At 57.2% G+C, this 24,712-nt stretch carries 23 protein-coding genes; 18 read left to right on the top strand and 5 right to left on the bottom strand.

Annotated features, from left to right (window positions below):
* The first annotated feature begins 162 nt into the window (after positions 1-162).
* Positions 163-834, top strand: a complete 672-nt coding sequence (queE, locus tag AABB92_RS19815) for a 7-carboxy-7-deazaguanine synthase QueE (RefSeq protein ID WP_031374738.1) — start codon at positions 163-165, stop codon at positions 832-834.
* Positions 835-966: 132 nt separating this feature from the next.
* Here queE and queD read toward each other — a convergent pair whose 3' ends face one another.
* The gene (gene queD, locus AABB92_RS19810) at positions 967-1,326 is read right to left on the bottom strand and encodes a 6-carboxytetrahydropterin synthase QueD (protein WP_031374739.1); all 360 of its coding nucleotides are present in this window, start codon (positions 1,324-1,326) and stop codon (positions 967-969) included.
* Positions 1,327-1,625: 299 nt separating this feature from the next.
* Here queD and cysJ point away from each other — a divergent pair, with 299 nt between their 5' ends.
* Genes cysJ through AABB92_RS19795 form a run of 3 tightly spaced genes read left to right on the top strand, consistent with a single transcriptional unit; the run spans position 1,626 to position 5,886 of the window.
* On the top strand, positions 1,626-3,434 hold the full coding sequence (gene cysJ / locus AABB92_RS19805; protein ID WP_031374740.1) for an NADPH-dependent assimilatory sulfite reductase flavoprotein subunit: 1,809 nt from the start codon (positions 1,626-1,628) through the stop codon (positions 3,432-3,434).
* Positions 3,434-5,155: an assimilatory sulfite reductase (NADPH) hemoprotein subunit gene (gene cysI, locus AABB92_RS19800; protein WP_031374741.1), complete on the top strand. Its 1,722-nt coding sequence runs from the start codon at positions 3,434-3,436 to the stop codon at positions 5,153-5,155. The genes cysJ and cysI overlap by 1 nt, the downstream gene beginning before the upstream one ends.
* Complete coding sequence (locus AABB92_RS19795) at positions 5,152-5,886, top strand: phosphoadenylyl-sulfate reductase (RefSeq protein ID WP_046289598.1); 735 nt, start codon at positions 5,152-5,154, stop codon at positions 5,884-5,886. The genes cysI and AABB92_RS19795 overlap by 4 nt, the downstream gene beginning before the upstream one ends.
* 51 nt (positions 5,887-5,937) lie before the next feature.
* Here AABB92_RS19795 and AABB92_RS19790 read toward each other — a convergent pair whose 3' ends face one another.
* Together AABB92_RS19790 and AABB92_RS19785 are read right to left on the bottom strand one after the other, a co-directional pair.
* Positions 5,938-6,222 carry a YciI family protein gene (locus AABB92_RS19790; protein ID WP_031374742.1) on the bottom strand — a complete coding sequence of 95 codons (285 nt, stop codon included), beginning with the start codon at positions 6,220-6,222 and terminating at the stop codon, positions 5,938-5,940.
* 9 nt (positions 6,223-6,231) lie between these two features.
* Positions 6,232-7,245 (bottom strand): aminopeptidase, encoded by a 1,014-nt coding sequence (locus AABB92_RS19785; RefSeq protein WP_031374743.1) that lies wholly within the window; start codon positions 7,243-7,245, stop codon positions 6,232-6,234.
* A gap of 376 nt (positions 7,246-7,621) precedes the next feature.
* On the opposite strand from AABB92_RS19785, the gene cysG reads away from it, so the two are divergent.
* From cysG to rpoS, 13 genes are all read left to right on the top strand, one after another.
* A complete protein-coding gene (cysG, locus tag AABB92_RS19780; protein ID WP_046289599.1) occupies positions 7,622-9,037 on the top strand; it encodes a siroheme synthase CysG in 1,416 nt (471 codons plus the stop codon).
* Between the two features lie 9 nt (positions 9,038-9,046).
* Positions 9,047-9,955 carry a sulfate adenylyltransferase subunit CysD gene (cysD, locus tag AABB92_RS19775; RefSeq protein ID WP_031374746.1) on the top strand — a complete coding sequence of 303 codons (909 nt, stop codon included), beginning with the start codon at positions 9,047-9,049 and terminating at the stop codon, positions 9,953-9,955.
* 11 nt (positions 9,956-9,966) lie between these two features.
* Positions 9,967-11,394 (top strand): sulfate adenylyltransferase subunit CysN, encoded by a 1,428-nt coding sequence (gene cysN, locus AABB92_RS19770; RefSeq protein WP_031374747.1) that lies wholly within the window; start codon positions 9,967-9,969, stop codon positions 11,392-11,394.
* Complete coding sequence (gene cysC, locus AABB92_RS19765; RefSeq protein WP_031374748.1) at positions 11,394-11,999, top strand: adenylyl-sulfate kinase; 606 nt, start codon at positions 11,394-11,396, stop codon at positions 11,997-11,999. Before cysN ends, cysC begins: the two co-directional genes overlap by 1 nt.
* Before the next feature lie 54 nt (positions 12,000-12,053).
* Positions 12,054-12,374, top strand: a complete 321-nt coding sequence (locus AABB92_RS19760) for a DUF3561 family protein (RefSeq protein ID WP_031374749.1) — start codon at positions 12,054-12,056, stop codon at positions 12,372-12,374.
* Positions 12,375-12,552: 178 nt separating this feature from the next.
* Positions 12,553-12,870 (top strand): cell division protein FtsB, encoded by a 318-nt coding sequence (gene ftsB / locus AABB92_RS19755; RefSeq protein ID WP_031374750.1) that lies wholly within the window; start codon positions 12,553-12,555, stop codon positions 12,868-12,870.
* 3 nt (positions 12,871-12,873) lie between these two features.
* Positions 12,874-13,590: a 2-C-methyl-D-erythritol 4-phosphate cytidylyltransferase gene (ispD, locus tag AABB92_RS19750; RefSeq protein ID WP_031374751.1), complete on the top strand. Its 717-nt coding sequence runs from the start codon at positions 12,874-12,876 to the stop codon at positions 13,588-13,590.
* Positions 13,590-14,072, top strand: coding sequence for a 2-C-methyl-D-erythritol 2,4-cyclodiphosphate synthase (ispF, locus tag AABB92_RS19745; protein ID WP_031374752.1), 483 nt, complete (start codon positions 13,590-13,592; stop codon positions 14,070-14,072). Before ispD ends, ispF begins: the two co-directional genes overlap by 1 nt.
* Positions 14,069-15,109 (top strand): tRNA pseudouridine(13) synthase TruD, encoded by a 1,041-nt coding sequence (gene truD / locus AABB92_RS19740; RefSeq protein WP_031374753.1) that lies wholly within the window; start codon positions 14,069-14,071, stop codon positions 15,107-15,109. The genes ispF and truD overlap by 4 nt, the downstream gene beginning before the upstream one ends.
* 191 nt (positions 15,110-15,300) lie before the next feature.
* A complete protein-coding gene (surE, locus tag AABB92_RS19735) occupies positions 15,301-16,062 on the top strand; it encodes a 5'/3'-nucleotidase SurE (protein ID WP_031374754.1) in 762 nt (253 codons plus the stop codon).
* Complete coding sequence (locus tag AABB92_RS19730; RefSeq protein WP_031374755.1) at positions 16,056-16,682, top strand: protein-L-isoaspartate(D-aspartate) O-methyltransferase; 627 nt, start codon at positions 16,056-16,058, stop codon at positions 16,680-16,682. The genes surE and AABB92_RS19730 overlap by 7 nt, the downstream gene beginning before the upstream one ends.
* Before the next feature lie 162 nt (positions 16,683-16,844).
* Positions 16,845-17,945: a murein hydrolase activator NlpD gene (nlpD, locus tag AABB92_RS19725; RefSeq protein ID WP_031374756.1), complete on the top strand. Its 1,101-nt coding sequence runs from the start codon at positions 16,845-16,847 to the stop codon at positions 17,943-17,945.
* A 56-nt stretch (positions 17,946-18,001) separates the two neighbouring features.
* Positions 18,002-18,994 (top strand): RNA polymerase sigma factor RpoS, encoded by a 993-nt coding sequence (rpoS, locus tag AABB92_RS19720; protein ID WP_031374757.1) that lies wholly within the window; start codon positions 18,002-18,004, stop codon positions 18,992-18,994.
* Positions 18,995-19,392: 398 nt separating this feature from the next.
* On the opposite strand, the gene mutS is transcribed toward rpoS, so the two are convergent.
* Both mutS and narL read right to left on the bottom strand, forming a co-directional pair.
* A complete protein-coding gene (gene mutS / locus AABB92_RS19715; protein ID WP_046289601.1) occupies positions 19,393-21,954 on the bottom strand; it encodes a DNA mismatch repair protein MutS in 2,562 nt (853 codons plus the stop codon).
* Positions 21,955-22,256: 302 nt separating this feature from the next.
* Positions 22,257-22,904 carry a two-component system response regulator NarL gene (gene narL / locus AABB92_RS19710; RefSeq protein WP_031374758.1) on the bottom strand — a complete coding sequence of 216 codons (648 nt, stop codon included), beginning with the start codon at positions 22,902-22,904 and terminating at the stop codon, positions 22,257-22,259.
* A gap of 322 nt (positions 22,905-23,226) precedes the next feature.
* Between narL and AABB92_RS19705 the strand changes: the two genes are divergently transcribed.
* Entirely contained in the window at positions 23,227-24,618 is a 1,392-nt protein-coding gene (locus tag AABB92_RS19705; protein ID WP_046289603.1) for a NarK family nitrate/nitrite MFS transporter, read from the top strand.
* The last annotated feature ends 94 nt before the right edge of the window (positions 24,619-24,712 follow it).

The raw sequence follows: 24,712 nt of genomic DNA, 5'->3' as shown, positions 1-24,712 counted from the left end.
ATTCGATCCTTGCCATCCACCTTTTGAGCCTGTTAGCCGTCTGAAGTCTCTCTTTGTGACGTTTTAGCTTTTGTCCGGCGCGGAGAAAAGGCACAACGCGTGGTTGAGCTGCGCGGCAAATCTGCCATAATCAGCGCCCTGTTTTTTTCAAGCGAGTCCGTAATGCAATACCCGATTAACGAAATGTTCCAGACGCTACAGGGCGAAGGTTTTTATACCGGCGTACCCGCCATCTTCATCCGCTTACAGGGATGTCCGGTGGGCTGTAGCTGGTGTGATACTAAACATACCTGGGAAAAGCGGGCGGATCGGGAAACGTCGCTGGGCGATATTTTAATTAAAACCGTGGAAAGTGATGCCTGGGGCGATGCCGATGCGGCAACCTTGCTGAACGCCATCCAGCAGCAGGGCTGGACCGCGCGCCATGTGGTGATCACCGGCGGTGAACCGGCGATTTACGATCTGCGTCCGTTAACCACGGTGCTGGAGCAGCACGGCTTCCAGTGCCAGATAGAGACCAGCGGCACCCATGAGATCCGCTGTTCTGAACAGACCTGGGTGACGGTTTCACCCAAGGTTAATATGCGTGGCGGCTATGATGTGCTGCCGCAGGCGCTGGTTCGGGCCGATGAAATCAAACATCCGGTGGCGCGCCAGCGTGATGTCGAGGCACTGGATGCGCTACTGGCCGGCCTTGATGACGCGAAACCGCGCATCATTGCCTTACAGCCGATCAGCCGCAAAGATGAAGCGACCCGACTCTGCATCGAGACCTGCATTGCGCGCAACTGGCGTTTGTCGATGCAAACCCACAAATATCTCAATATCGCCTGACAGAAGCGGGCGGTAGGCAGCGGCACCTCAGCCATGGGGTGACCGGGCAGGCGTGCGGTCCGCAGGGGAGTTAACCGTTTCGGGGAATCAGGGGAGCAGCAGCGCCGGATCGAAGGGTTCGATCCGACAGCGTTAACCGCGGTAGACGCAACCGGCAGTACAGGTCTCTTTGATCATCACTGCGCTGAGCAGCGGCAGGCGAGGCTTCATCTGATCCCAAATCCATTTTGCCAGCACTTCGCTGGTCGGGTTTTCCAGCCCAGCAATATCATTGAGATAGTAGTGGTCGAGACGATCGTAGACCGGCTTAAACGCCGCTTTCAATTCGGCAAAGTCGATCACCCAACCGGTGTGCGCATCCACTTCGCCGGTAATCTCCAGACGAACCAGGAAGGAATGACCGTGCAGACGACCGCATTTGTGTCCGGCCGGCACATTAGGTAAATGGTGTGCGGCTTCGAACTGGAACTCTTTAAATAAAGTGGTAGACATAGTGGTTCTCAGACATTAAAAAACCGCTAAATTCTACCTGATAACCGTATTTTTCGCACTCAGATCACACAATGCGCCCGCGTTGTGGCCCATTTCCTTCCCCGGTCCCAGCTAATTAACTGATATATCGCCGCTTTACTTACCACTTTTGCCGATTAATCCTACCAGGAAAACCATTTAGTCATTTTGGTTATTTGATATGTCGAAGGTGTATTTAATCGTTAATATACGGGCCGGTAACCTACGCACTCTTCCGCCATTTTACGGTCCGGACTTCTGATACTGGAATTTTTAACGCGATGACGACTCAGGCACCAGGTTCACTGCTTCCGCTCTCCCCGGAACAACTCGCTCGCTTACAGGCGGCGACGACCGATTATTCCCCCACCCAGCTGGCGTGGCTGTCAGGTTATTTCTGGGGCAGGGTAGAACAGACCCCGGGTAACGCAGTGGCCAGCGCCCCGGCACCGGCCGCAGCAGAAGCGCCAGCGATTACGTTGCTCTCGGCTTCGCAAACCGGCAATGCCCGCCGCCTGGCTGAACAGTTGCGTGATGACCTGCAGGCAGCCAGACTGAATGTAAACCTGGTGAATGCCGGCGATTATAAATTCAAACAAATCGGTCAGGAAAAGCTGCTGGTCGTGGTGACCTCCACCCAGGGTGAAGGGGAGCCGCCGGAAGAGGCGGTGGCGCTGCATAAGTTCCTGATGTCGAAAAAGGCCCCGAAAATGGATGGCACCGCGTTTGCGGTGTTTGGCCTGGGCGACACCTCTTATGAGTTTTTCAGCAAAGCAGGCAAAGATTTTGACAGCCGGCTGGCGGAACTGGGCGCAGAGCGGTTGCTGGATCGGGTGGATGCTGACGTTGAGTATGCCGATCAGGCCACGGCCTGGCGCAGTGCGCTGACAGAGATTTTAAAGCAGCGCGTGCCGACCGAATCACCGACGCAGGCCGCCGCCACTGCCGCGGGCAGCGTCAATGAAGTCACTACCAGCCCGTACACCAAAGAGGCGCCGCTCAGCGCCACGCTGGCGGTGAACCAGAAAATTACCGGTCGCGATTCTGACAAAGATGTCCGCCACATCGAAATCGATCTTGGTGAGTCAGGTCTGCGCTACCAGCCCGGCGATGCGCTGGGTGTCTGGTATGAAAACGATAGCGCCCTGGTCAGCGAACTGCTGGAACTGGTCTGGCTGAAAGGGGACGAGCCGGTTGAGGTACAGGGCGCGACCCTGCCGCTGGCCGAAGCGCTGCAAAAACATTTTGAGCTGACGGTTAATACGGCGCAGATCGTCGCGCAGTATGCCCAGCTGTCGCGTGATGCCGAGCTGCTGGCGCTGGTCGATGATAAAGCCCGGCTGCAACAGTATGCGCAGCGCTATCCGATTGTTGACATGATCCGGCTGGCGCCGGCGGAACTGAGTGCAGCGCAGCTGACCTCACTACTGCGTCCCCTGACGCCGCGGCTCTACTCCATCGCTTCTTCGCAGGCGGAAACCGATACTGAAGTGCATATCACCGTCGGTGCAGTACGCTTTGATATTGAAGGTCGCCAGCGCGGCGGCGGCGCCTCAACCTGGCTGGCCGATCGGGTCGAAGAAGAGGGCGAAGTGCGGGTGTTTATCGAGCACAACGATAATTTCCGCCTGCCCGCTAACCCGGACGCACCGGTGATCATGATTGGACCAGGCACCGGCATCGCGCCGTTCCGCGCCTTTATGCAGCAGCGCGAAAACGACGGTGCCAGCGGCAAAAACTGGCTGTTCTTTGGCAATCCACACTTCACCGATGATTTCCTCTATCAGGTGGAGTGGCAGAAATATGTGAAAGAGGGTCTGCTGACCCGAATCGATCTGGCCTGGTCACGCGATCAGGCAGAGAAGGTGTACGTACAGGATAAGATCCGCGCCAACGGAGCGGAAGTGTGGCGCTGGTTGCAGGAAGGCGCGCACCTTTACGTCTGCGGCGATGCGAATCGCATGGCGAAGGACGTTGAGCAGGCATTACTGGATGTGGTGGTCGAGCACGGCGGAATGGATCGTGAAGCGGCCGACGAATTTTTAAGTGAGCTGCGCATTGAGCGCCGTTATCAGCGAGACGTTTACTAATGAGCGAAAAACACCCTGGACCGCTGGTTGTAGAAGGCAAATTAGCCGACGCTGAGCGCCTGAAGAAGCAGAGTAACTATCTGCGCGGCACCATTCGTGAAGATCTCGAAGAGGGCCTGACCGGCGGCTTTACCGGCGACAACTTCCTGCTGATCCGTTTTCACGGTATGTACCAGCAGGACGACCGCGATATTCGTGCCGAGCGTGCTGAGCAGAAGCTTGAGCCGCGTCATGCGATGATGCTGCGCTGCCGTCTGCCGGGCGGGATTATTACCCCAACGCAGTGGCTGGCGATCGACAAGTTTGCCAGCGAGAAGACCCTGTATGGCAGCATCCGTCTGACCAACCGTCAGACCTTCCAGTTTCACGGCATTCTGAAAAAGAACGTTAAACCGACTCACCAGATGCTGCATGAAGTCGGACTGGATGCGCTGGCAACCGCCAACGATGTTAACCGCAACGTGCTTTGCACCTCTAACCCGGTGGAGTCGGAACTGCATCAGGAAGCGTACGAGTGGGCGAAAAAACTCTCTGAGCACCTGCTGCCGCGGACCCGTGCCTACGCTGAGATCTGGTGGGATCAGGAGAAAGTCGCTACCACCGATGAAGAACCGATCCTCGGTGAGACCTATCTGCCGCGTAAATTTAAAACTACCGTGGTGATCCCGCCGCATAACGATGTGGATCTGCACGCCAACGATCTTAACTTCATCGCCGTGGCCGAGAAGGGCAAGCTGGTGGGCTTCAACCTGCTGGTCGGTGGTGGACTGTCGATTGAGCACGGTAACAAAGCCACTTACGCCCGTACCGCCAGCGAGTTTGGTTACTTCCCGCTGGAGAAGATCCTTGATGTGGCCGAAGCGGTGGTGACCACCCAGCGCGACTGGGGTAACCGCACCGATCGTAAGAATGCCAAAACCAAGTACACCCTGGAACGCGTCGGCGTTGATACCTTCAAAGCGGAAGTGGAGAAGCGGGCTGGCGTCACCTTTGAACCGATTCGTCCATACGAATTCACTACCCGTGGCGATCGGATTGGCTGGATTAAAGGCATCGACAATAAATGGCACCTGACGCTGTTTATTGAGAATGGTCGTCTGCTGGACTATCCCGACCGTCCGCTGAAAAGCGGTGTGGCCGAGATTGCCAAAATCCACCAGGGCGATTTCCGCCTGACGGCCAACCAGAACCTGATTGTGGCGGGCGTGCCGGAAAGCGAGAAAGCGAAGATTGAAGCGATTGCCCGTGCGCATGGGCTGATGGAAAACGTCTCGGCGCAACGTGAGAACTCAATGGCCTGCGTCGCGTTCCCGACCTGTCCGCTGGCGATGGCTGAAGCTGAACGTTTCCTGCCTGCCTTCGTGACCAAAGTCGAAGCGATCATGCACGGTCACGGCGTGGGTGATGAGCACATAGTGTTACGCGTTACCGGTTGTCCCAACGGCTGCGGCCGTGCCATGCTGGCTGAACTCGGTCTGGTTGGCAAAGCGCCAGGCCGCTACAACCTGCATATCGGCGGCAATCGCATCGGCACACGCATTCCGCGGATGTACCGTGAAAACATTAACGAAAACGAAATTCTCGCCACCATTGATGAACTGGTGGGACGCTGGGCCAAAGAGCGCCATGCCGCTGAAGGCTTTGGTGACTTCGTGATCCGCGCGGGCATCGTTGCGCCTGTGCTGGACCCGGCGCGCGATTTCTGGGAGGAGGCAAAATGAGTCAGATTGACCTCGCAGCACTGAATGAAATGTCCAAAGTCCAGCGCGCGATGGCGCTGGCGGCCACCAATGCGCAGCTGGAGAAGTCGTCTGCTGAAGCGCGTGTGAGCTGGGCGCTGGAGAATCTGCCGGGCGCCTATGTGCTCTCCTCCAGCTTCGGCATTCAGGCGGCGGTGTCACTGCATATGGTGACGCGTCAGCAGCCCGATATCCCGGTGATCCTCACCGATACCGGCTACCTGTTCCCGGAAACCTATCGCTTTATTGATGAGCTGGCAGACCAGCTCAATCTTAACCTCAAGGTGTTCCGTGCTGAGACCTCACCGGCCTGGCAGGAAGCGCGCTACGGCAAGCTGTGGGAGCAGGGCGTTGAGGGAATTGAGAAGTACAACGACATCAATAAAGTGGAACCGATGAATCGTGCACTGGAAACGCTCGGTGCGCAGACCTGGTTTGCTGGCCTGCGTCGCGATCAGTCCGGCAGCCGGGCCAATCTGCCGGTGCTCGGCGTGCAGCGCGGGGTGTTTAAGCTGCTGCCGATCATCGACTGGGATAACCGCCAGATTCATCAGTATCTGCAGCAGCACAATCTGAAATACCATCCGCTGTGGGATCAAGGCTATCTGTCGGTAGGCGATACCCACACTACCCGCAAATGGGAGCCTGGGATGGCAGAAGAAGAGACGCGCTTTTTCGGCCTCAAGCGCGAGTGCGGTCTGCACGAAGGGTAACGGTTTTGTGTCCGGCTTCTCTGCGGTTATGCCGCCAGAGAAGCCGGTTGTTTATAGATCTTTCAGGCCCGCAAACTCGGTCGCCGCCCGCGTAACGTTCACGCGGGTCACCGTGTAGTGCGCCACCGCAACAAACGGATCTTCCGCCAGCAGCGCATCCAGCTGCTCGCGCGGCATCTCTTTCAGCAGCAGTAACCCGCCGGTCCGCGGATCTTTGCGTCCCGCTGCGATCACTGCTCCAGCATCAAAATAGCGATCCAGCCATGCAATATGCGCTGCCAGCAACGCTTCTACTTCTTCCATCGGACGAAAATAATCGAGAGACACGACGTACATAACCGTTCCTTAGACTTTAGGGTTAGTGAGCTCACTCAGCAGCGGCAGCAAAACGTTAACGCTGTCGCGGGTGCGGACGGTAATCCGGCCGGGCAGCCAGCGGTCGAGGTAACTGAGGTTATCCCGATCGGTCTGATGTCGGGTGGTACCCTCAGGAAAATGGCTGCTGCGATGACGCTGCTGCGCCCCGTCCTGGTTGCCCAGCGTCCAGTTGCTGGCCGTCACGTCAAGCAGCGGAAAGCCCGCTTTATCAAAGGCGTTCAGGCCGTCGGCATCCTTGCGGTTTAACTGATGACTGGCGGCAGAAATGCCGTGCTGGCGCGCCAGTAGTAGGGCGCGTTCGCTGGTCTGCTTGCGTACCGCTCGTGGCGTATTCATTCCGCTATTGAAATAGAGGTGATCGCCGGTAATCAGGCTGTTGAGATCGATCACCAGCAGGGTGTTCTTCTTCTCTCTGGCGCTCATCCGTTCAACGTAATCGTCCATACCGTGCATCTCCGCCTCACCGGCACTGAGCGCCACGAAGCGCACGCCGTAGTGCAGTGGTCGCTGACTGAGCTGTTGCGCCAGTTCCAGCATCACGCCGAGACCTGAGGCGTTATCATCCACCCCCTGCAGGCGAAGGCCGCCGAGGTTCTGGTTAGTCTGACTGCTGTTGTGCGGCGTCCAGGTATCCAGATGCGCGACGATCAGAATCTCCTGCGGTTCACTGCCGGCGCGGGCCGCAATCACCGAGGTCGCCGTCAGCTTACGCCAGCGTAACTTGCCGTCGTTTTCCTGCCAGTTATAGCCGGTGTTGAACTGCCGGGTATTGGTCTTGAAACCGAGTGCGGTAAATTGCTGTTGCAGATAGTCGGCCGCCATCAGTTCGGCTGGACTGCCGGTCATCCGGCCAGGGAACCAGGTGGCGATGTGGCGAACCTGCTGTTCGGCAAAGTGGCCGGGCTGGCTGGCAAGTGCCAGCGGGGAAATTAGCGCGCCAATTAAAACCGCCGCCGCCCTCAATCGGAGGGAAGAAAACATAGTGCATCCTTTTTCATTTTTCAGATACCGGTCCGGCATGCTGCACCGGGCCCGTCATGCCGGGCGCTATTATAGCCTTTTTGCTGCGGTGCACTATCGACAGAATCAGGCCGGCTGGCGTAGCGAACGGCGCTTCGGCTGGCCATTGTCTGTTTTTGATGGAGGACGGCCGGTTTTTTGCGGCTTCCGCCAGCCGATAATCTGTGAGCACGGTCACGGATAACCCATTAATTATCCGTCGTTAAGATCAAATTGTTCTGTGCTTAGCGGGGCCGTTATTCCATTCGGTAACTACTCATTCCAATTCGTAATTTCATCTGGATAAACTCAGGGACGTATAGTCGCGTTAACGCAAAGTTACAACACTAAGGTTAACGTGGACTATCTGCCCCTTTTTGCCGATCTCTCTGGCCGCCCGGTTCTGGTTGTCGGCGGTGGAGATATCGCAGCGCGAAAAATTGAACTGCTGCGTCGTGCGCGTGCGCGCGTGCAGATTGCCGCGCGCGAACTCTGCCCTGAACTGCAGGCGCTGCTCGAGACGCAGCAGCTGGAGTGGCTGGCGACCGCGTTTGATCCTGCCCAGCTCGACGGCGTGTTCCTGGTGATCGCCGCCACCGATGACAATGCCCTCAACGCGGCGGTCTTCGAGGCTGCCAACGCGCGCCAGAAGCTGGTGAACGTGGTGGACGATCAACCGAAATGCAGCTTTATCTTCCCCTCGATTGTTGACCGCTCACCGCTGGTGGTCGCGATCTCCTCCAGCGGCACTGCGCCGGTGCTGGCGCGTATGCTGCGTGAAAAACTGGAGACGCTACTGCCCGCTAACCTCGGCCAGATGGCTGAGGTGGCCGGACAGTGGCGTGACAAAGTTAAACAGCGTTTTCACCGCATGTCTGACCGCCGCCGTTTCTGGGAGCGGGCATTCAACGGCCTGTTTGCCAGCCAGATGTCGGCTGGCAATGTGGATGAGGCGAAACGCACGCTGGACCGTGAGCTGCTCGATGAACCAGGCCGACAGGGTGAAATTATTCTGGTGGGGGCCGGTCCGGGCGACAGCGGTCTGCTGACGCTGCGCGGCCTGCAGGTGATGCAACTGGCCGATGTGGTGCTGTATGACCATCTGGTCAGTGACGAGGTGCTGGAGCTGGTTCGCCGCGATGCCGATCGCATTTGCGTCGGTAAACGGGCGGGTGCGCATTCGGTGCCGCAGGAAGAGACCAATCAGATGCTGGTTAAGCTGGCGCTGCAGGGCAAGCGGGTTGTGCGCCTCAAGGGTGGCGATCCGTTTATCTTTGGCCGCGGCGGCGAAGAGCTGCAGGCGGCACAGCAGGCTGGCATTCCGTTCCAGGTGGTGCCGGGCGTCACCGCCGCCGCCGGAGCCACCGCTTACGCCGGTATTCCGCTGACTCACCGCGATTACGCGCAGAGCGTGATGTTTATTACCGGTCATTGTCGTCCGGATGGTGACGACATTGACTGGCCGTCGCTGGCGCGTGCGCGTCAGACGCTGGCGATCTATATGGGCACGGTGAAGGCGGCGCTGATTAGCGAAGCGCTGATTCAGCACGGCCGCGCGCCGTCGACGCCGGTGGCGGTGATCAGCCGCGGCACCCGTCAGGATCAACAGGTAGTGACCGGTACCTTAGAACAACTCGAGGCGCTGGCCGCCTCGGCACCCACTCCGGCACTGCTGGTGATCGGAGAAGTGGTCAATTTGCACGGGCAACTCGCCTGGTTTCAACATTCGGCACAGCAGGGGGCTCGCGAGTCCGCCGTTGTCAATCTGGCTTGAGGGAAAATCATGGACCAAAAACGACTCACTCATCTGCGTCAGCTGGAGGCGGAGAGTATCCACATCATTCGCGAAGTGGCGGCGGAGTTCAGCAACCCGGTGATGATGTACTCAATCGGTAAAGACTCCTCAGTGATGCTGCACCTGGCGCGTAAAGCCTTTTATCCTGGCACGCTGCCGTTCCCGCTGCTGCATGTGGACACCGGCTGGAAATTCCGCGAAATGTACGAATTTCGCGATCGCACCGTCAAAGCGATGGGCGCGGAGCTGCTGGTTCACCGCAACCCGGAAGGGGTGGCGATGGGCATTAACCCGTTTGTGCACGGCAGCGCCAAACATACCGACATCATGAAAACCGAAGGGCTGAAGCAGGCGCTGAACAAATACGGTTTTGATGCTGCTTTCGGTGGCGCACGTCGTGATGAAGAGAAGTCGCGCGCTAAAGAGCGTATCTACTCGTTCCGTGACCGCTTCCATCGCTGGGACCCTAAAAACCAACGTCCGGAGCTGTGGCACAACTACAACGGGCAGATCAACAAGGGCGAAAGCATCCGCGTTTTCCCGCTGTCGAACTGGACTGAACTGGATATTTGGCAGTACATCTTCCTGGAAAACATTGAGATCGTGCCGCTTTACCTCGCCGCACCGCGTCCGGTACTGGAACGCGATGGCATGCTGATGATGATCGATGACGATCGTATCAACCTGCAGCCGGGTGAAGTGATCAAACAGCGCATGGTGCGTTTCCGTACTCTCGGCTGCTGGCCGCTGACCGGCGCGGTGGAATCTGAGGCGCAGACGCTGCCGGAGATCATTGAAGAGATGCTGGTCTCCACCACCAGTGAGCGTCAGGGTCGGGTGATCGACCGCGATCAGTCCGGTTCGATGGAACTGAAAAAACGTCAGGGTTATTTCTAAGGAGACGCCAGATGAATACCGTAATTGCACAACAGATTGCCGACCAGGGCGGCGTTGAAGCCTGGCTGACCGCACAACAACACAAGAGCCTGCTGCGTTTTCTCACCTGCGGCAGCGTCGATGATGGCAAAAGCACCCTGATTGGACGCCTGCTGCATGACACCCGTCAGATCTATGAAGATCAGCTCTCTTCGCTGCATAACGACAGTAAGCGTCACGGCACCCAGGGCGAAAAGCTCGATCTGGCGCTGCTGGTCGACGGTCTGCAGGCGGAGCGGGAACAGGGCATCACCATTGATGTGGCCTATCGCTATTTCTCTACCGAAAAGCGCAAGTTTATCATTGCCGATACTCCGGGCCACGAGCAGTACACCCGTAACATGGCGACCGGTGCGTCAACCTGCGATCTGGCGATCCTGCTGATTGATGCGCGTAAAGGGGTGCTGGATCAGACCCGTCGTCACAGCTTTATCTCGACGCTGCTGGGCATCAAACACCTGGTGGTGGCGATCAACAAGATGGACCTGGTGGATTACAAACAGGATATCTTCGAGCAAATCAAACAGGATTACCTCGATTTTGCCGCCCAGCTGCCGGAAGATCTCGATATTCGCTTTGTGCCGATGTCGGCGCTGGAAGGGGATAACGTGGCGTCAGCCAGCCAGACCATGCCATGGTACAGCGGCCCGACGTTGCTTGACGTGCTGGAGACGGTTGAACTGAAGCGGGTGGTGGATCATCAGCCGATGCGTTTCCCGGTCCAGTACGTTAACCGTCCGAACCTCGATTTCCGTGGCTATGCCGGTACGCTGGCGTCGGGCAGCGTGCAGGTTGGACAGCGGGTCAAAGTGCTGCCATCTGGTGTCGAATCCAGCATTGCCCGCATTGTGACCTTTGATGGCGATCTGCAGGAAGCCGGGGCCGGTGAAGCGATTACGCTGGTGCTGCAGGATGAGATTGATATCAGCCGTGGCGATCTGCTGGTGGATGCCAGCGCTGAGCTGAGTGCCGTCCAGTCCGCCAGCGTGGATGTGGTCTGGATGGCAGAGCAGCCGTTGCAGGCTGGCCAGAGCTACGACGTGAAAATCGCCGGCAAAAAAGCGCGTGGCCGGGTTGAGAAAGTGCTGCATCAGGTGGAGATCAACTCGCTGGAAACGCGCCATGTCGATTCGCTGCCGCTCAACGGCATTGGCCTGATTGAGATGACCTTTGATGAGCCGATGGTGCTCGACAGCTATCAACAGAACCCGGTGACCGGCGGCATGATCTTTATCGATCGCCTGAGCAACGTCACTGTGGGTGCCGGCATGATCCATCAGCCGAAACAGGATGCGCCGACCCATCAGGGACAGTTCAGCGCCTTCGAGCTGGAACTGAATGCGCTGGTGCGCCGTCATTTCCCACACTGGAACGCGCGCGATCTGCTGGGCGGTCAATAATGGCCGGCCACGATGATAATGTGGTGTGGCATGACCATCCGGTGACCCGCGCCGCACGTGAACAGCAGCATGGCCATCAGGGCGTGGTGCTGTGGTTTACCGGGCTGTCTGGCTCGGGAAAATCAACCGTGGCGGGCGCGCTGGAGCAGGCGCTGCACCGCATTGGCGTCAGCACCTACCTGCTGGATGGCGACAATGTGCGTCACGGGCTGTGCCGCGATCTCGGCTTCAGCGATGACGATCGCAAAGAGAACATTCGTCGGGTCGGCGAAGTGGCGAAACTGATGGTGGACGCCGGACTGGTGGTCCTGACCGCCTTTATTTCGCCGCACCGCGCCGAGCGTCAGATGGTGCGCGATCTGCTGGAGCCGGGCCAGTTTATTGAGGTGTTTGTCGATACGCCGCTGGCGGTATGCGAAGCGCGCGATCCCAAGGGACTCTATCGCAAAGCACGCGCTGGTGAACTGCGTAATTTCACCGGTATCGATAGCGTATACGAGGCGCCAGAAAGCCCGGATATCCAGCTTGAGGGCGAACAATTGGTTACAAAACTTGCCGCCCAATTGTTAGACCTGCTGCGTGACCGCGATATCATCAGATCCTGAACAGACAGCGGCAAATCGAAGCTGATTTGCCGCCTTCGCGTCAACAGGACCCCTATGCAAAACATTACCCCCATGCTGGCTCGCAAAGATGAACGCACCCCGGATGAGCCGCACTCATCACTGCCGGGCGGCATCATCGGCTTTGTTGCTTACTGGTGCGCCCTGGCCATACCGTTCCTGTTGTACGGCTCTAACACCTTGTTTTTCTTTCTCTACACCTGGCCGTTCTTCCTTGCGCTGCTGCCGGTATCGGTGCTGATGGGTATCGCGCTTAACACCTTACTGCGTGGACAACTGCTGTGGACCACACTCGCCACGGTGATTCTGGTGATTTGCCTGTTCTGGTTAATGTTCGCCTTTCTCTCCGGCTGGTAACCGCCATTGCCGCCACGCTGATGTGCAAACGCATCGGCAGGTTACAAAACTTTTCCCGCCTGGTTTACCCCACTGATTCATATTTTGCGCAGACGCGCAGCAAAGCGCGCCATTTTCGCCGCTGGTGTGGAGTCCTGCGCAAAGTTATGGGATGATTGGGCCGTTTTTAGGGGGCGGGATGGGAAAACTGACGTTACTGCTATTGGTGCTGCTTGGCTGGCTGCAATATTCATTGTGGCTGGGAAAAAATGGCATCCATGACTATACGCGCGTCAACGATGACGTCGCGGTGCAACAGGCGAATAACGCCAAACTTAAATCGCGTAACGATCAACTGTTTGCCGAAATTGACGATCTCAATGGCGGCTCTGAAGCGATCGAGGAACGCGCACGCAATGAATTGGGCATGATTAGGCCTGGTGAAACCTTCTATCGCCTGGTGCCTGACCAGAACAAACGCAACGCGCAACAAGCAGCGCTTAACCAACAACGATAAAACATGAACAATCTGTCCTCCCTTGCGGATGTGATTGCCGTGGTGCCCGCTGCCGGGATCGGCAGCCGGATGCAGGCAACCTGTCCTAAACAGTATCTGACGATTGGTCAGCACACCCTTCTGGAACACAGCATTGCACGCCTGTTTTCCCATCCCGCTATCAAACAGGTGATTGTCGCCCTGAGTCCCGATGACCAGCATTTTGCCGCGTTGCCGCTGGCACGCGATCCGCGTGTGGTGCGGGTCATCGGCGGAGAGACGCGCGCTGAATCGGTACTGGCCGGACTGCAGGCAGCGAAAGGCTCCGCCTGGGTGCTGGTGCACGATGCGGCGCGTCCCTGCCTCCATCCGGACGATCTTCAGCGTCTGCTAAACGTGCGGCATCAGAGCCACGTTGGCGGGATTCTCGCTGCCCCGGTGCGCGACACCATGAAGCGGGGCGAGCCGGGCAAAGCGGCCATCGCTCATACCGTGGAGCGCGAGGATCTGTGGCACGCCTTAACCCCGCAATTTTTCCCGCATGCATTGCTCACCGCCTGCCTGACGCGCGCGCTGAATGAAGGCGCGACCATCACGGATGAGGCGTCGGCGCTGGAGTACTGCGGCTACCATCCGGAGCTGGTGAGCGGACGCAGCGATAACATCAAAGTCACCCGGCCAGAAGATCTGGCGCTGGCGGCTTTTTATCTGAGTCAGATTCAATTAAAGGAGAGCGCATGATGCGTATCGGTCACGGTTTTGACGTTCACGCCTTCGGTGGCGAGGGTCCGCTGGTGATTGGCGGCGTGCGAATCCCGTTTGAACACGGTTTTATCGCCCATTCTGATGGTGACGTGGCGCTGCATGCGCTGACTGACGCGCTGTTAGGCGCGGTGGCAATGGGTGATATCGGGAAGCTGTTCCCGGATACCGATCCCGCCTTCAAAGGCGCAGACAGCCGCGGCCTGCTGCGTGAAGCCTGGCGACGTATTGAAGCCAAAGGCTACCGCATCGGCAACGTCGATGTCACCCTGATTGCCCAGGCGCCGAAAATGCTGCCACACGTGCCGCAAATGCGCATCAATATCGCTGAAGATCTCGGCTGCCATATGGATGCGGTCAACGTAAAAGCCACTACCACCGAAAAGCTCGGCTTTACCGGTCGTGGCGAAGGGATCGCCTGTGAGGCGGTGGCCCTGCTGCTCAAAGCCGACAGCCAGTGATGCTGCATTATCTGCACGGCGTGCCCGCCGTTACCGGCGTGATCAAAGCTAAGCCGGAAGATTTTGTGGTGGTTGAGGATCTCGGCTATGGCGCGGATGGGGAAGGCGAGCATCTGCTGGTGCGCATCCGCAAAGTGGGTGCCAATACCCGTTTTGTCGCCGAAGCGCTGGCCAAATACCTCGGCATTCACCCGCGTGATATGAGCTACGCCGGCATGAAAGATCGGCATGCGGTTACCGAGCAGACGCTCTGTTTTCGCCTGCCGGGTAATGCGATGCCGGATCTGCGCGGTTTTGCACTGGAAGGGGTAGAGATTCTGCAGGCGGTGCGCCACAAGCGTAAGCTGCGCATCGGTGCGCTGGCGGGCAATGCTTTCCGTCTGGTCATTCGCCAGATCAGCGATCGGCAGGCGGCGGAAGCCCGGCTGGCGCAGATACGCGATGCTGGCGTGCCGAACTATTTTGGCGAGCAGCGTTTTGGCCGCAACGGCAACAATCTGATCATGGCGGAGAAGTGGGCGCGCAATGAGATTATGGTGCGCGACCGGAATAAGCGCAGCCTGTTGCTGTCATCTGCGCGCAGTGCACTGTTTAATCAGGTCACCAGCGCGCGCCTGCAACAGCAGGGTAGTCTCAGCCAGGTGATGAACGGTGATGCGCTCCAGCTTACCGGTCGCGGCAGCTGGTTCGTCGCCCAGCCCGATGAACATGTATCCTTACAAACTCGCGTCGATCAGCACGAGCTGCGCATTACCGCTCCGTTGCCCGGCGATGGTGAAGCCGGGCCACAGGCCGATGCGCTGGCTTTTGAACAGCAGGCGCTGGCTGATGCCACCACCTTGCTGAGTCTGATGACGCGCGAACGTGTCGATGCCGCCCGCCGGGCGATGCTGGTGGTGCCGCGGGATTTGCACTGGAACTGGTGTGATGAGGCGACGCTGGAAATGACTTTCTGGCTGCCTGCGGGTAGCTTTGCCACCAGCGTGGTGAGAGAACTGCTCACCCACGCCGATGCGCTTGATAATATTGACGAGTAATCCCTGCTGCAACATTACCCCGATTGTGGGTATTGTTGCGGCAAACCCCCGCAGTAGTATGATTTACGCCTACCACTTCGTTGCGTGCCTCGCTAGAATGCAAAAATCGCTGTCCGGTCTTCACCTGTTGCCATGCAGTTCAAACGGGTCCAGTCACGGCGACCAGTCGAATAAAAAAAGGTCAGAACAAAATGCGGATATTGCTCAGCAACGATGACGGCATTCATGCGCCAGGTATTCAAACGCTGGCGAAAGCCCTGCGGCACTTTGCTGACGTGCAGGTCGTCGCGCCCGATCGTAACCGAAGCGGTGCCTCGAACTCCTTAACCCTGGAAACGCCGCTGCGCACCTTTACTCATGAGAATGGCGATATTGCGGTGCAGATGGGCACCCCGACAGATTGCGTCTATCTGGGCGTCAACGCGCTGATGCAGCCGCGTCCCGACATCGTGGTATCCGGTATCAACGCCGGTCCTAACCTGGGCGATGATGTGATCTACTCCGGCACGGTGGCGGCGGCGATGGAAGGGCGTCATCTTGGCTTACCCGCCGTCGCGGTATCGCTTAATGGCCACCAGCACTATGCCACTGCGGCTGCGGTCACCTGCGCTATCCTTAAGGCCCTGACTCAGCAACCGCTGCGCACTGGCCGCATTCTTAACATCAACGTGCCGGATCTGCCGCTGGCCGAACTGAAGGGCATCCGCGTTACGCGTTGTGGTAGCCGGCATCCTGCCGATCAGGTGATCGCCCAGCAGGATCCGCGCGGCAATACGCTTTACTGGATTGGCCCGCCGGGTGAGAAACTGGATGCAGGCCCGGATACCGACTTTGCCGCGGTTGATCAGGGCTATGTTTCGATCACGGCTCTGCATGTCGATTTGACCGCGCACAGCGCGCAGGATGTGCTGAATGACTGGCTGGCTAAAGCTGAGGTGAATCTGGCATGGTGAATCGGCGTATTGAGACATTGCTGTCACAGCTGCGTCAGCAGGGGATTGATGATGAAAACCTGCTGAAAGCCATCAGCGATGTGCCACGTGAACGTTTTATCGACGAGGCTTTTGAACACAAGGCCTGGGATAATGTGGCTCTGCCGATCGGCTCCGGCCAGACCATCTCGCAACCTTATATGGTGGCGCGAATGACGGCGCTGCTGGCGCTGAATCCGCATTCACGGGTGCTGGAAATCGGCACCGGTTCCGGCTATCAGACCGCGATTCTTGCCCATCTGGTGGATCATGTGTATTCGGTTGAGCGCATCAAAGGGTTGCAGTGGCAGGCCAAGCGCCGACTGAAGCAGCTCGATCTGCATAATGTCTCGACCCGACATGGCGATGGCTGGCAGGGCTGGCCGTCACGCGGGCCGTTCGACGCCATCATCGTCACCGCCGCCCCGCCTGAAATTCCGATTGCGCTGATAGCGCAACTGGCAGAAGGCGGCATTATGGTGCTGCCAGTTGGTGAAGACCAGCAGGTGCTGAAACGTCTGCGTCGTCAGGGCGAAGAAATTATTGAAGAGACGATTGAGCCGGTGCGGTTTGTGCCGCTGGTTCAGGGCGATCTCGCCTGACCCGCTTCGTATTTCTTCACAACTGTTTCATGGCACCACGTACTTGATATTGTTACTATCCATTTTAATCAACGAAAACGCATATTTTATCGCGCCGTGCAGAGTATTCTGCTGGCAAGTACAGTGAAACAGGTACATCAGGGTTGCCATCACGGGGGATCAATGAGCACGGGAAGCACAATTTTTCAGTTACGCCGTCTGGCGGCGCTTTCACTGGTAGGTTTTTGGCTGGCAGGCTGTAGCTCCAGCGACAACACACAAGCACCCATTAGCCGCGTTGGTGATGGTGGCGGCATGAACAGCAGCCAGAGTGGCGCGGCAAGCGCCTCAGGCGGTGTTCCCACTATGCCGGGGCAGGGAGGAATGTTAAGCGGAAATGCAGCATCTGCGCCCAGCAGTGGTGGAATGATTAGTACCAATAATAATGTTGAGACGCAAAACGGCCGAATTGTGTACAACCGCAGTTATCAGAATATTCCTAAAGGTAGCTACTCCGGTGAAACATATACCGTAAAACGCGGCGACACGTTGTTTTACATCGCCTGGATTACCGGCAACGATTTCCGTGATTTAGCCCAGCGTAACAACGTTCCTGCGCCTTACAGCCTGAATGTCGGGCAAACTTTGCAGATCGGCAACGGTTCCGGCCAGCCGATTACCGGTGGCAATGCCATTACCGTTGCTGATGCAACGCAGGGCGGCGTCCCGACCGCGCCACAAATTAAATCTGCCGCTGTTGCACAGCAACCTGTTATTACGTATTCTGATGATTCGGGTAGTTCGGGCGGCAGTAAACTGCTGCCTTCGAAAGGAGCAAATGTTGCATCGACAACAGCTCCAGTGGTTACCGCACCGCCAACGGTCAGCAGCACAACCAATAGCTCTACGCCGGTAGGAAGCTGGCGTTGGCCGACCGATGGTAAGATTATTGATAACTTCTCTGCCGCCGAAGGGGGCAACAAGGGTATCGATATCGCCGGAACGCGCGGACAGTCTGTCGTCGCCACCGCTTCAGGAAGGGTGGTTTACGCAGGTAACGCACTCCGGGGTTACGGTAATCTGATCATCATTAAACACAATGATGATTATCTGAGTGCTTACGCCCATAACGATACAATGCTGGTCCGGGAACAACAGGAAGTTAAGGCGGGGCAGAAGATCGCGACCATGGGTAGCACCGGAACCAGTTCAGTAAGATTACACTTTGAAATTCGTTACAAGGGGAAATCCGTAAACCCGTTGCGTTATTTACCGCAGCGATAATCCGGCAGAACGCACCTTTTGATGTTCTGCCCTGGAATCACGGGTAGGAGCCGCTTATGAGCCAGAATACGCTGAAAGTAAACGAGTTACATGAGAACGCGGAATTCGAGGAGAATGGAGCTGAGGTTTTTGATGAGAAGGCTCTCGTCGAAAACGAACCTGGTGATAACGACGTAGCGGAAGAAGAGTTGTTGTCCCAGGGGGCGACGCAGCGTGTATTAGATGCGACGCAGCTCTATCTCGGGGAGATTGGCTATTCTCCGTTGTTAACGGCCGAGGAAGAAGTGCTGTTTGCTCGCCGTGCATTGCGAGGTGACATTCCTTCCCGCCGCCGCATGATCGAAAGTAACTTACGCCTGGTAGTGAAGATTGCCCGTCGTTACAGCAATCGTGGTTTAGCCCTGCTGGACCTGATTGAAGAAGGTAACCTCGGCCTGATTCGTGCCGTTGAGAAGTTTGACCCGGAGCGCGGGTTCCGTTTCTCAACTTATGCTACCTGGTGGATTCGTCAGACTATTGAACGGGCGATCATGAATCAAACCCGTACCATTCGTCTGCCGATTCATATTGTTAAAGAACTGAATGTTTATCTGCGTACTGCGCGTGAACTCTCCCACAAGCTTGACCATGAGCCAAGCGCGGAAGAGATCGCAGAGCAGCTGGATAAACCGGTTGATGACGTAAGCCGTATGTTGCGTCTCAACGAACGCATTACGTCAGTCGATACGCCGTTAGGCGGTGATTCTGAAAAAGCGCTGCTGGATATTCTGGCCGATGAGAAAGACAACGGTCCGGAAGACACCACGCAAGACGATGACATGAAACAAAGCATCGTCAAATGGCTGTTCGAACTGAACGCCAAGCAGCGTGAAGTGCTGGCACGTCGTTTTGGCCTGTTAGGCTATGAAGCGGCAACGCTTGAAGATGTGGGCCGTGAAATCGGTTTAACCCGTGAGCGTGTCCGTCAGATTCAGGTTGAAGGTTTGCGTCGTCTGCGCGAAATCCTGCAGGCGCAGGGCCTCAACATCGAAGCACTTTTTCGGGAATAATCGCGTCGTGAGTCTCTGATTCAGATGTGAATCTAAAAAGCGGTGGTGAAAATCACCGCTTTTTTTATGCCTGCAGAAAGGTGATTTGCCGGTAGAAAGGTGATTTGCATTCAGGGAGCTGATTTGCGTGCAGATAGGTGATTTTTTCGCAGAGAACTGATTGAACTACAGAAAAATATTTTGCCAGTCGATAAGCGATTTGTGTTCAGATAACTGATTCTGCGGCAGAAAATCGATCTGCGCGCAAAGAACTGATCTGCCTGCAGGCAACGGATTTCCATTTAAAAAATGGTTGCCCGCAGATAAGCGACTCACCCGCAGAAGAAGTGCTCAGCGCCTTACCCTGGCGCGCCTGCAAAGCCTGCGCGCATCGGGCTTCAGCCCGATGCGCGCAGTTATTACACCAGAGACTTAAGACGATAAATCCAGTCCAGCGCCTGACGTGGGGTCAGGGTATCCGGGTCCAGCGCTTCAAGGGCTTCCACCGCTGGCGAGGTCTCTTCAACCAGCAGCGGCAGTTGCGAACCATCCACCGTCGATGAGGCGGTATGGTTTGAAACCGTCTCCAGCTCCTTCAGCTTGTTACGTGCCCGCTTGATCACTTCCTTCGGTACGCCCGCCAGTGCGGCGACAGCAAGACCATAACTCTTACTGGCCGCGCCATCCTGTACGCTATGCATAAAGGCGATGGTGTCACCGTGCTCCACCGCATCAAGATGCACATTGACTACACCTTCCATTTTTTCCGGCAGGGTGGTCAGCTCAAAGTAGTGCGTTGCGAACAGCGTCATCGCCTTGATGCGGTTTGCCAGATTTTCGGCACAGGCCCAGGCCAGCGACAACCCGTCGTAGGTTGAAGTACCGCGGCCAATCTCATCCATCAGCACCAGGCTGTTTTCAGTGGCGTTATGCAGAATGTTGGCCGTTTCGGTCATCTCTACCATAAAGGTCGAGCGGCCGGACGCCAGATCGTCAGCCGCGCCGACACGGGTGAAGATACGGTCAAGCGGCCCAATCAGCGTCTCATCAGCTGGCACAAAGCTGCCGATCCAGGCCATCAGTGCAATCAGCGCGGTCTGCCGCATATAGGTACTTTTACCGCCCATATTGGGGCCGGTAATGATCAGCATCCGGCGCTGCGGTGCCAGCGAAAGCGGGTTAGCAATGAACGGCTCTTTCAGAACCTGTTCAACCACCGGATGGCGGCCGCCGCTGATTTTTATCCCCGGTTTGTCCTGCAACACCGGACGGCAATAGTTGAGTGACCAGGCGCGTTCCGCCAGGTTGCTCAGCACGTCCAGCTCTGCCAGCGCGGCGGCGCTAAGCTGCAACGCTTCCAGATGCGGCAGCAGCTGGTCAAACAGCGCCTCATACAGACTTTTTTCCAGCGCCAGCGCCTTGCCTTTCGAAGTGAGCACCTTGTCTTCGTACTCTTTCAGTTCCGGAATGATGTAGCGCTCGGCATTTTTCAGCGTCTGGCGGCGGACATAGTGCATCGGCACCTGATGGCTCTGACCGCGGCTGACCTGAATGTAGTAACCATGGACCGCATTGAAGCCGACCTTAAGGGTATCCAGCCCCAGCTTTTCGCGTTCGCGTATCTCCAGCTTGTCGAGATAATCGGTGGCACCGTCGGCGAGGGCGCGCCACTCATCCAGCTCGGCGTTGTAGCCGGGCGCGATTACCCCGCCGTCGCGGATCAACACCGGCGGCGACTCAATCACCGCCTGCTCCAGCAGTTCGCGTAAAGCGGTAAACTCGCCCATCTGGGTACGCAGCTGTTTTAACTGGGTCGACTCAACTTCCGCCAGCAGCTGATTCAGCTCAGGCAGCTGCTGGAACGCATGACGCATCCGCGCCAGATCGCGCGGACGCGCGGTACGCAATGCCAGACGCGCCAGGATACGCTCGAGGTCACCCACCTGGCGCAGCACCGGTTGCAGGGTTTCGCTGAGATTTTGCAGCTCGGCAATCGACTCCTGACGCTGATTGATGATGCGCGCATCGCGCAGCGGCATGTGCAGCCAGCGCTTCAGCATCCGGCTGCCCATTGGGGTGACGGTTTTATCCAGCACCGCCGCCAGGGTGTTGTCGGTACCGCCGGCCAGGTTCTGGGTGATCTCCAGGTTACGGCGGGTCGCCGCATCCATAATGATGCTGTCCTGCTGCCGTTCCATACTGAGGGAACGGATGTGGGGCAGGGTAGTGCGCTGGGTATCTTTAACATATTGCAGCAGACAGCCCGCCGCACTTAAGCCAAGATGCGCGTTTTCGACGCCAAAACCGTTCAGATCACGGGTGCCGAACTGCAGATTGAGCTGCTGACGTGCGGTATCGATCTCAAATTCCCACAGCGGACGACGACGCAGGCCACGACGCTGATCGATCAGCGACATCGCCTGAAAATCTTCCGGATAGAGCAGTTCGGCAGGATTAGTGCGCTGCAATTCTGCTGCCATGGTTTCCGCATCGCCCGGTTCACTCAGACGGAAACGGCCAGAACTGATGTCCAGCGTTGCGTAGCCAAAGCCGCGCGGGCTCTGAACAATCGCCGCCAGCAGGTTATCGTGACGCTCCTGCAGCAGTGCTTCGTCACTGATAGTGCCGGGCGTGACGATGCGTACCACTTTGCGTTCAACCGGCCCTTTGCTCAGGGCGGGATCGCCAATCTGCTCGCAGATGGCGACGGATTCGCCCAGCTGCACCAGCTTCGCCAGATAACTCTCAACGGCGTGATAGGGCACGCCAGCCATCGGAATCGGTTCGCCAGCCGAAGCGCCGCGTTTGGTGAGTGAAATCTCCAGCAACTGCGAGGCGCGTCTGGCGTCGTCATAAAACAGCTCGTAGAAATCGCCCATCCGGTAAAACAGCAAAATGTCAGGATGTTCCGCCTTGAGTCGCAGGTATTGCTGCATCATCGGCGTATGGGAAGGAAAATCCTTTTCGGTTGGCTCTTGCATAGGGTTTTAACTCATTTTTAAAGCGGTAAGATTCTGGCTGCCGACGTCGCTGAACCGAAGCGGCTCAGCGTCAGCGTGCAGGATAAGCAGATGATAACGAATAGGGCGGGGCATATACCAGTCTGATGCATCGCCGTTACCTTCAGCCGTTGTTGCCTGACCGGCACCCTATCAAACACCAGGCGCGGCTGGCGACTGAAAAAAACGGTTTTTCCGGCTGTTTAGCTGCGGCTGCGAGCCTGCTCGCGAATTCTGCTGCCTGAATCCTTATCCCGCCGGTCTCCTGTTTAGATCGCGGCTACTTAACGTTGTCCGCTCTGTAATGCCCAGACGGCTGCCTCCAGCCGGGATTTCAGGTTCATCTTTTTCAGCAGGTATTTGACGTGAACTTTGACCGTGCTTTCACTGATGCCCAGTTTGCGCGCAATGGCTTTATTGGTCATCCCGGCGCTGATCAGCTGCAGAATATCGCGCTCGCGGCGGGTCAGCTGATTGATATCCCGGGCCGGGGCCGGGCGATCTTCCCGTAAGCGGGCCACCAGTATCGGGGTTAAGGTTTCGCTGAGGACAGTCTGCCCGGCCGCCGCCTGGTGCAGGGCTTTCAGCAGCGCTTCCGGCTCCATATCTTTCAGTAAATAACCGTCGGCACCGCGTTTTAAGGCGGTGACCACATCTTCCTCATCATCAGAAACGCTGAAAACCACTACCCGACCCGAGAGCGATATCTCGCGCAGCCGGCTCAGCGTATCCAGTCCGTTGAGGCCCGGCATATTCAGATCGAGCAGGATCAGGTCAGGATCGTGCTGCTGTGCCAGCGCCACCCCCTCTATGCCGTTGCCTGCTTCGGCCACCACTTCCAGCCTCTCATCCAGCGCGATCAGCTGTTTCAGCCCGTTACGCAGCATCGGATGGTCGTCGATAAGTAAGAGCGTAAACTTTTCTGTCGTCACATCTCTGCTCCTGCTCAGTGGATTCGCGCGCATCGCGAAGTGAAGTAAAGGCGGTATCTTACCGGGGAAGACGGGTGGCTATATACCCCTTATGGACTACTCCTTTATTTCCCACTGCCGGCGCGCTTGTGACAGGTTTTATGCAACTGTTTTAAAAACCGCTGATTCACAAAGGTTATTTGCTGGCTGTTCATCTACTTAACCGGGATATCTGCGCGCCAGTGTCGCATAACTACCTGCTTTGCCGTTGATTTGTATCAAGCTGCTCATCAGGTCGGATGCGCAGGATATGCACAATTAATATCCTGTAGATGAGAACGCTATGACCCAACCTGTCCCTCTGCAAACCGACACCCGCCGCGCGGTAATCCAGGACTGGCAGCCTGAAAATGAGGCTTTCTGGCAGTCGCACGGCAAACGTATCGCCAGCCGTAACCTGTGGATTTCCGTCTTCTGTCTGCTGCTCGCCTTCTGCGTCTGGATGTTGTTCAGCGCCGTTGCGGTCAACCTGAATAAAGTTGGTTTCAGTTTCACTACCGATCAGTTGTTTCTGCTGACGGCACTGCCGTCGGTTTCCGGCGCGCTGCTGCGCGTTCCATACTCTTTCGTCATCCCGCTGGTTGGGGGACGTCGCTGGACCGCCTTTAGCACCGGCATCCTGATGATCCCTTGCCTGTGGCTCGGTTTCGCGGTGCAGGATAGCCAGACGCCGTTCAGCACCTTTGTGATTATTTCTCTGCTGTGCGGTTTTGCCGGGGCTAACTTCGCTTCCAGCATGGGCAACATCAGCTTCTTCTTTCCAAAAGCCCGTCAGGGCGGCGCGCTGGGCATCAATGGCGGCCTCGGTAACCTCGGTGTCAGCGTGATGCAGTTTGTCGCGCCGCTGGCGATCTCCTGTGCCATCTTCGGTTTTTCGGATGCGGGTCAGACTACCGTTAATGGCGAAGCGATCTGGCTGGAAAACGCCGCCTGGATCTGGCTGCCGTTGCTGGCGGTCGCCACGCTGGCCGCCTGGCTGGGAATGAACGACCTGGCGGCGGCGAAATCTTCGCTGCGTGAGCAATTGCCGGTACTGAAACGGCCACACCTGTGGGTGATGGCGCTGCTCTATCTGGCGACGTTCGGATCATTTATCGGATTTTCTGCCGGTTTCGCCATGCTGACCAAAACGCAGTTCCCGGACGTAGTGATTCTGCACTACGCCTTTTTTGGTCCGTTTATTGGCGCGCTGGCCCGCTCAGCGGGCGGCATCATTTCTGACCGTTTCGGCGGTACCCGCGTCACGCTGATCAACTACGTGCTGATGGCGCTGTTTGCCGCACTGCTGTTTTTCACCTTACCGGGCGCTGACGGCCACGGCTCGTTTATCGCTTTCTTCGCCATCTTTATGGGGCTGTTCTTCACTGCCGGACTGGGCAGCGGCTCAACCTATCAGATGATTGCGGTGATTTTCCGCAAGCTCACTCTGGAACGCATTAAAGCCGAAGGCGGCGACGATGCGCTGGCGCTGCGTGAAGCCGGGACTGAAACCTCCGCCGCGCTGGGCTTTATCTCCGCGATTGGCGCGCTGGGCGGCTTCTTTATTCCGCAGACCTTTGGCCTCTCGCTCTCTATGACCGGCTCGCCAGCCGGCGCGATGAAAATTTTCCTGGTGTTTTACCTCTGCTGTATCGCCATTACCTGGCTGGTTTATGGACGCAAGTCCCGCGCCTGATAACAACAATGCCGGCGTGGCGCGCCGGCCATTATTCACTTTCTGCGTCCTCACCGACGCAGAGTTAGCAATGTCACATTAAGCCTTCAGGAGT

Origin of the sequence: Pantoea brenneri (assembly GCF_038594305.1) — a bacterium.
GTDB classification, from domain to species: Bacteria; Pseudomonadota; Gammaproteobacteria; order Enterobacterales; family Enterobacteriaceae; genus Pantoea; species Pantoea brenneri.
This window is presented reverse-complemented; position numbering and strand designations above follow the sequence as displayed.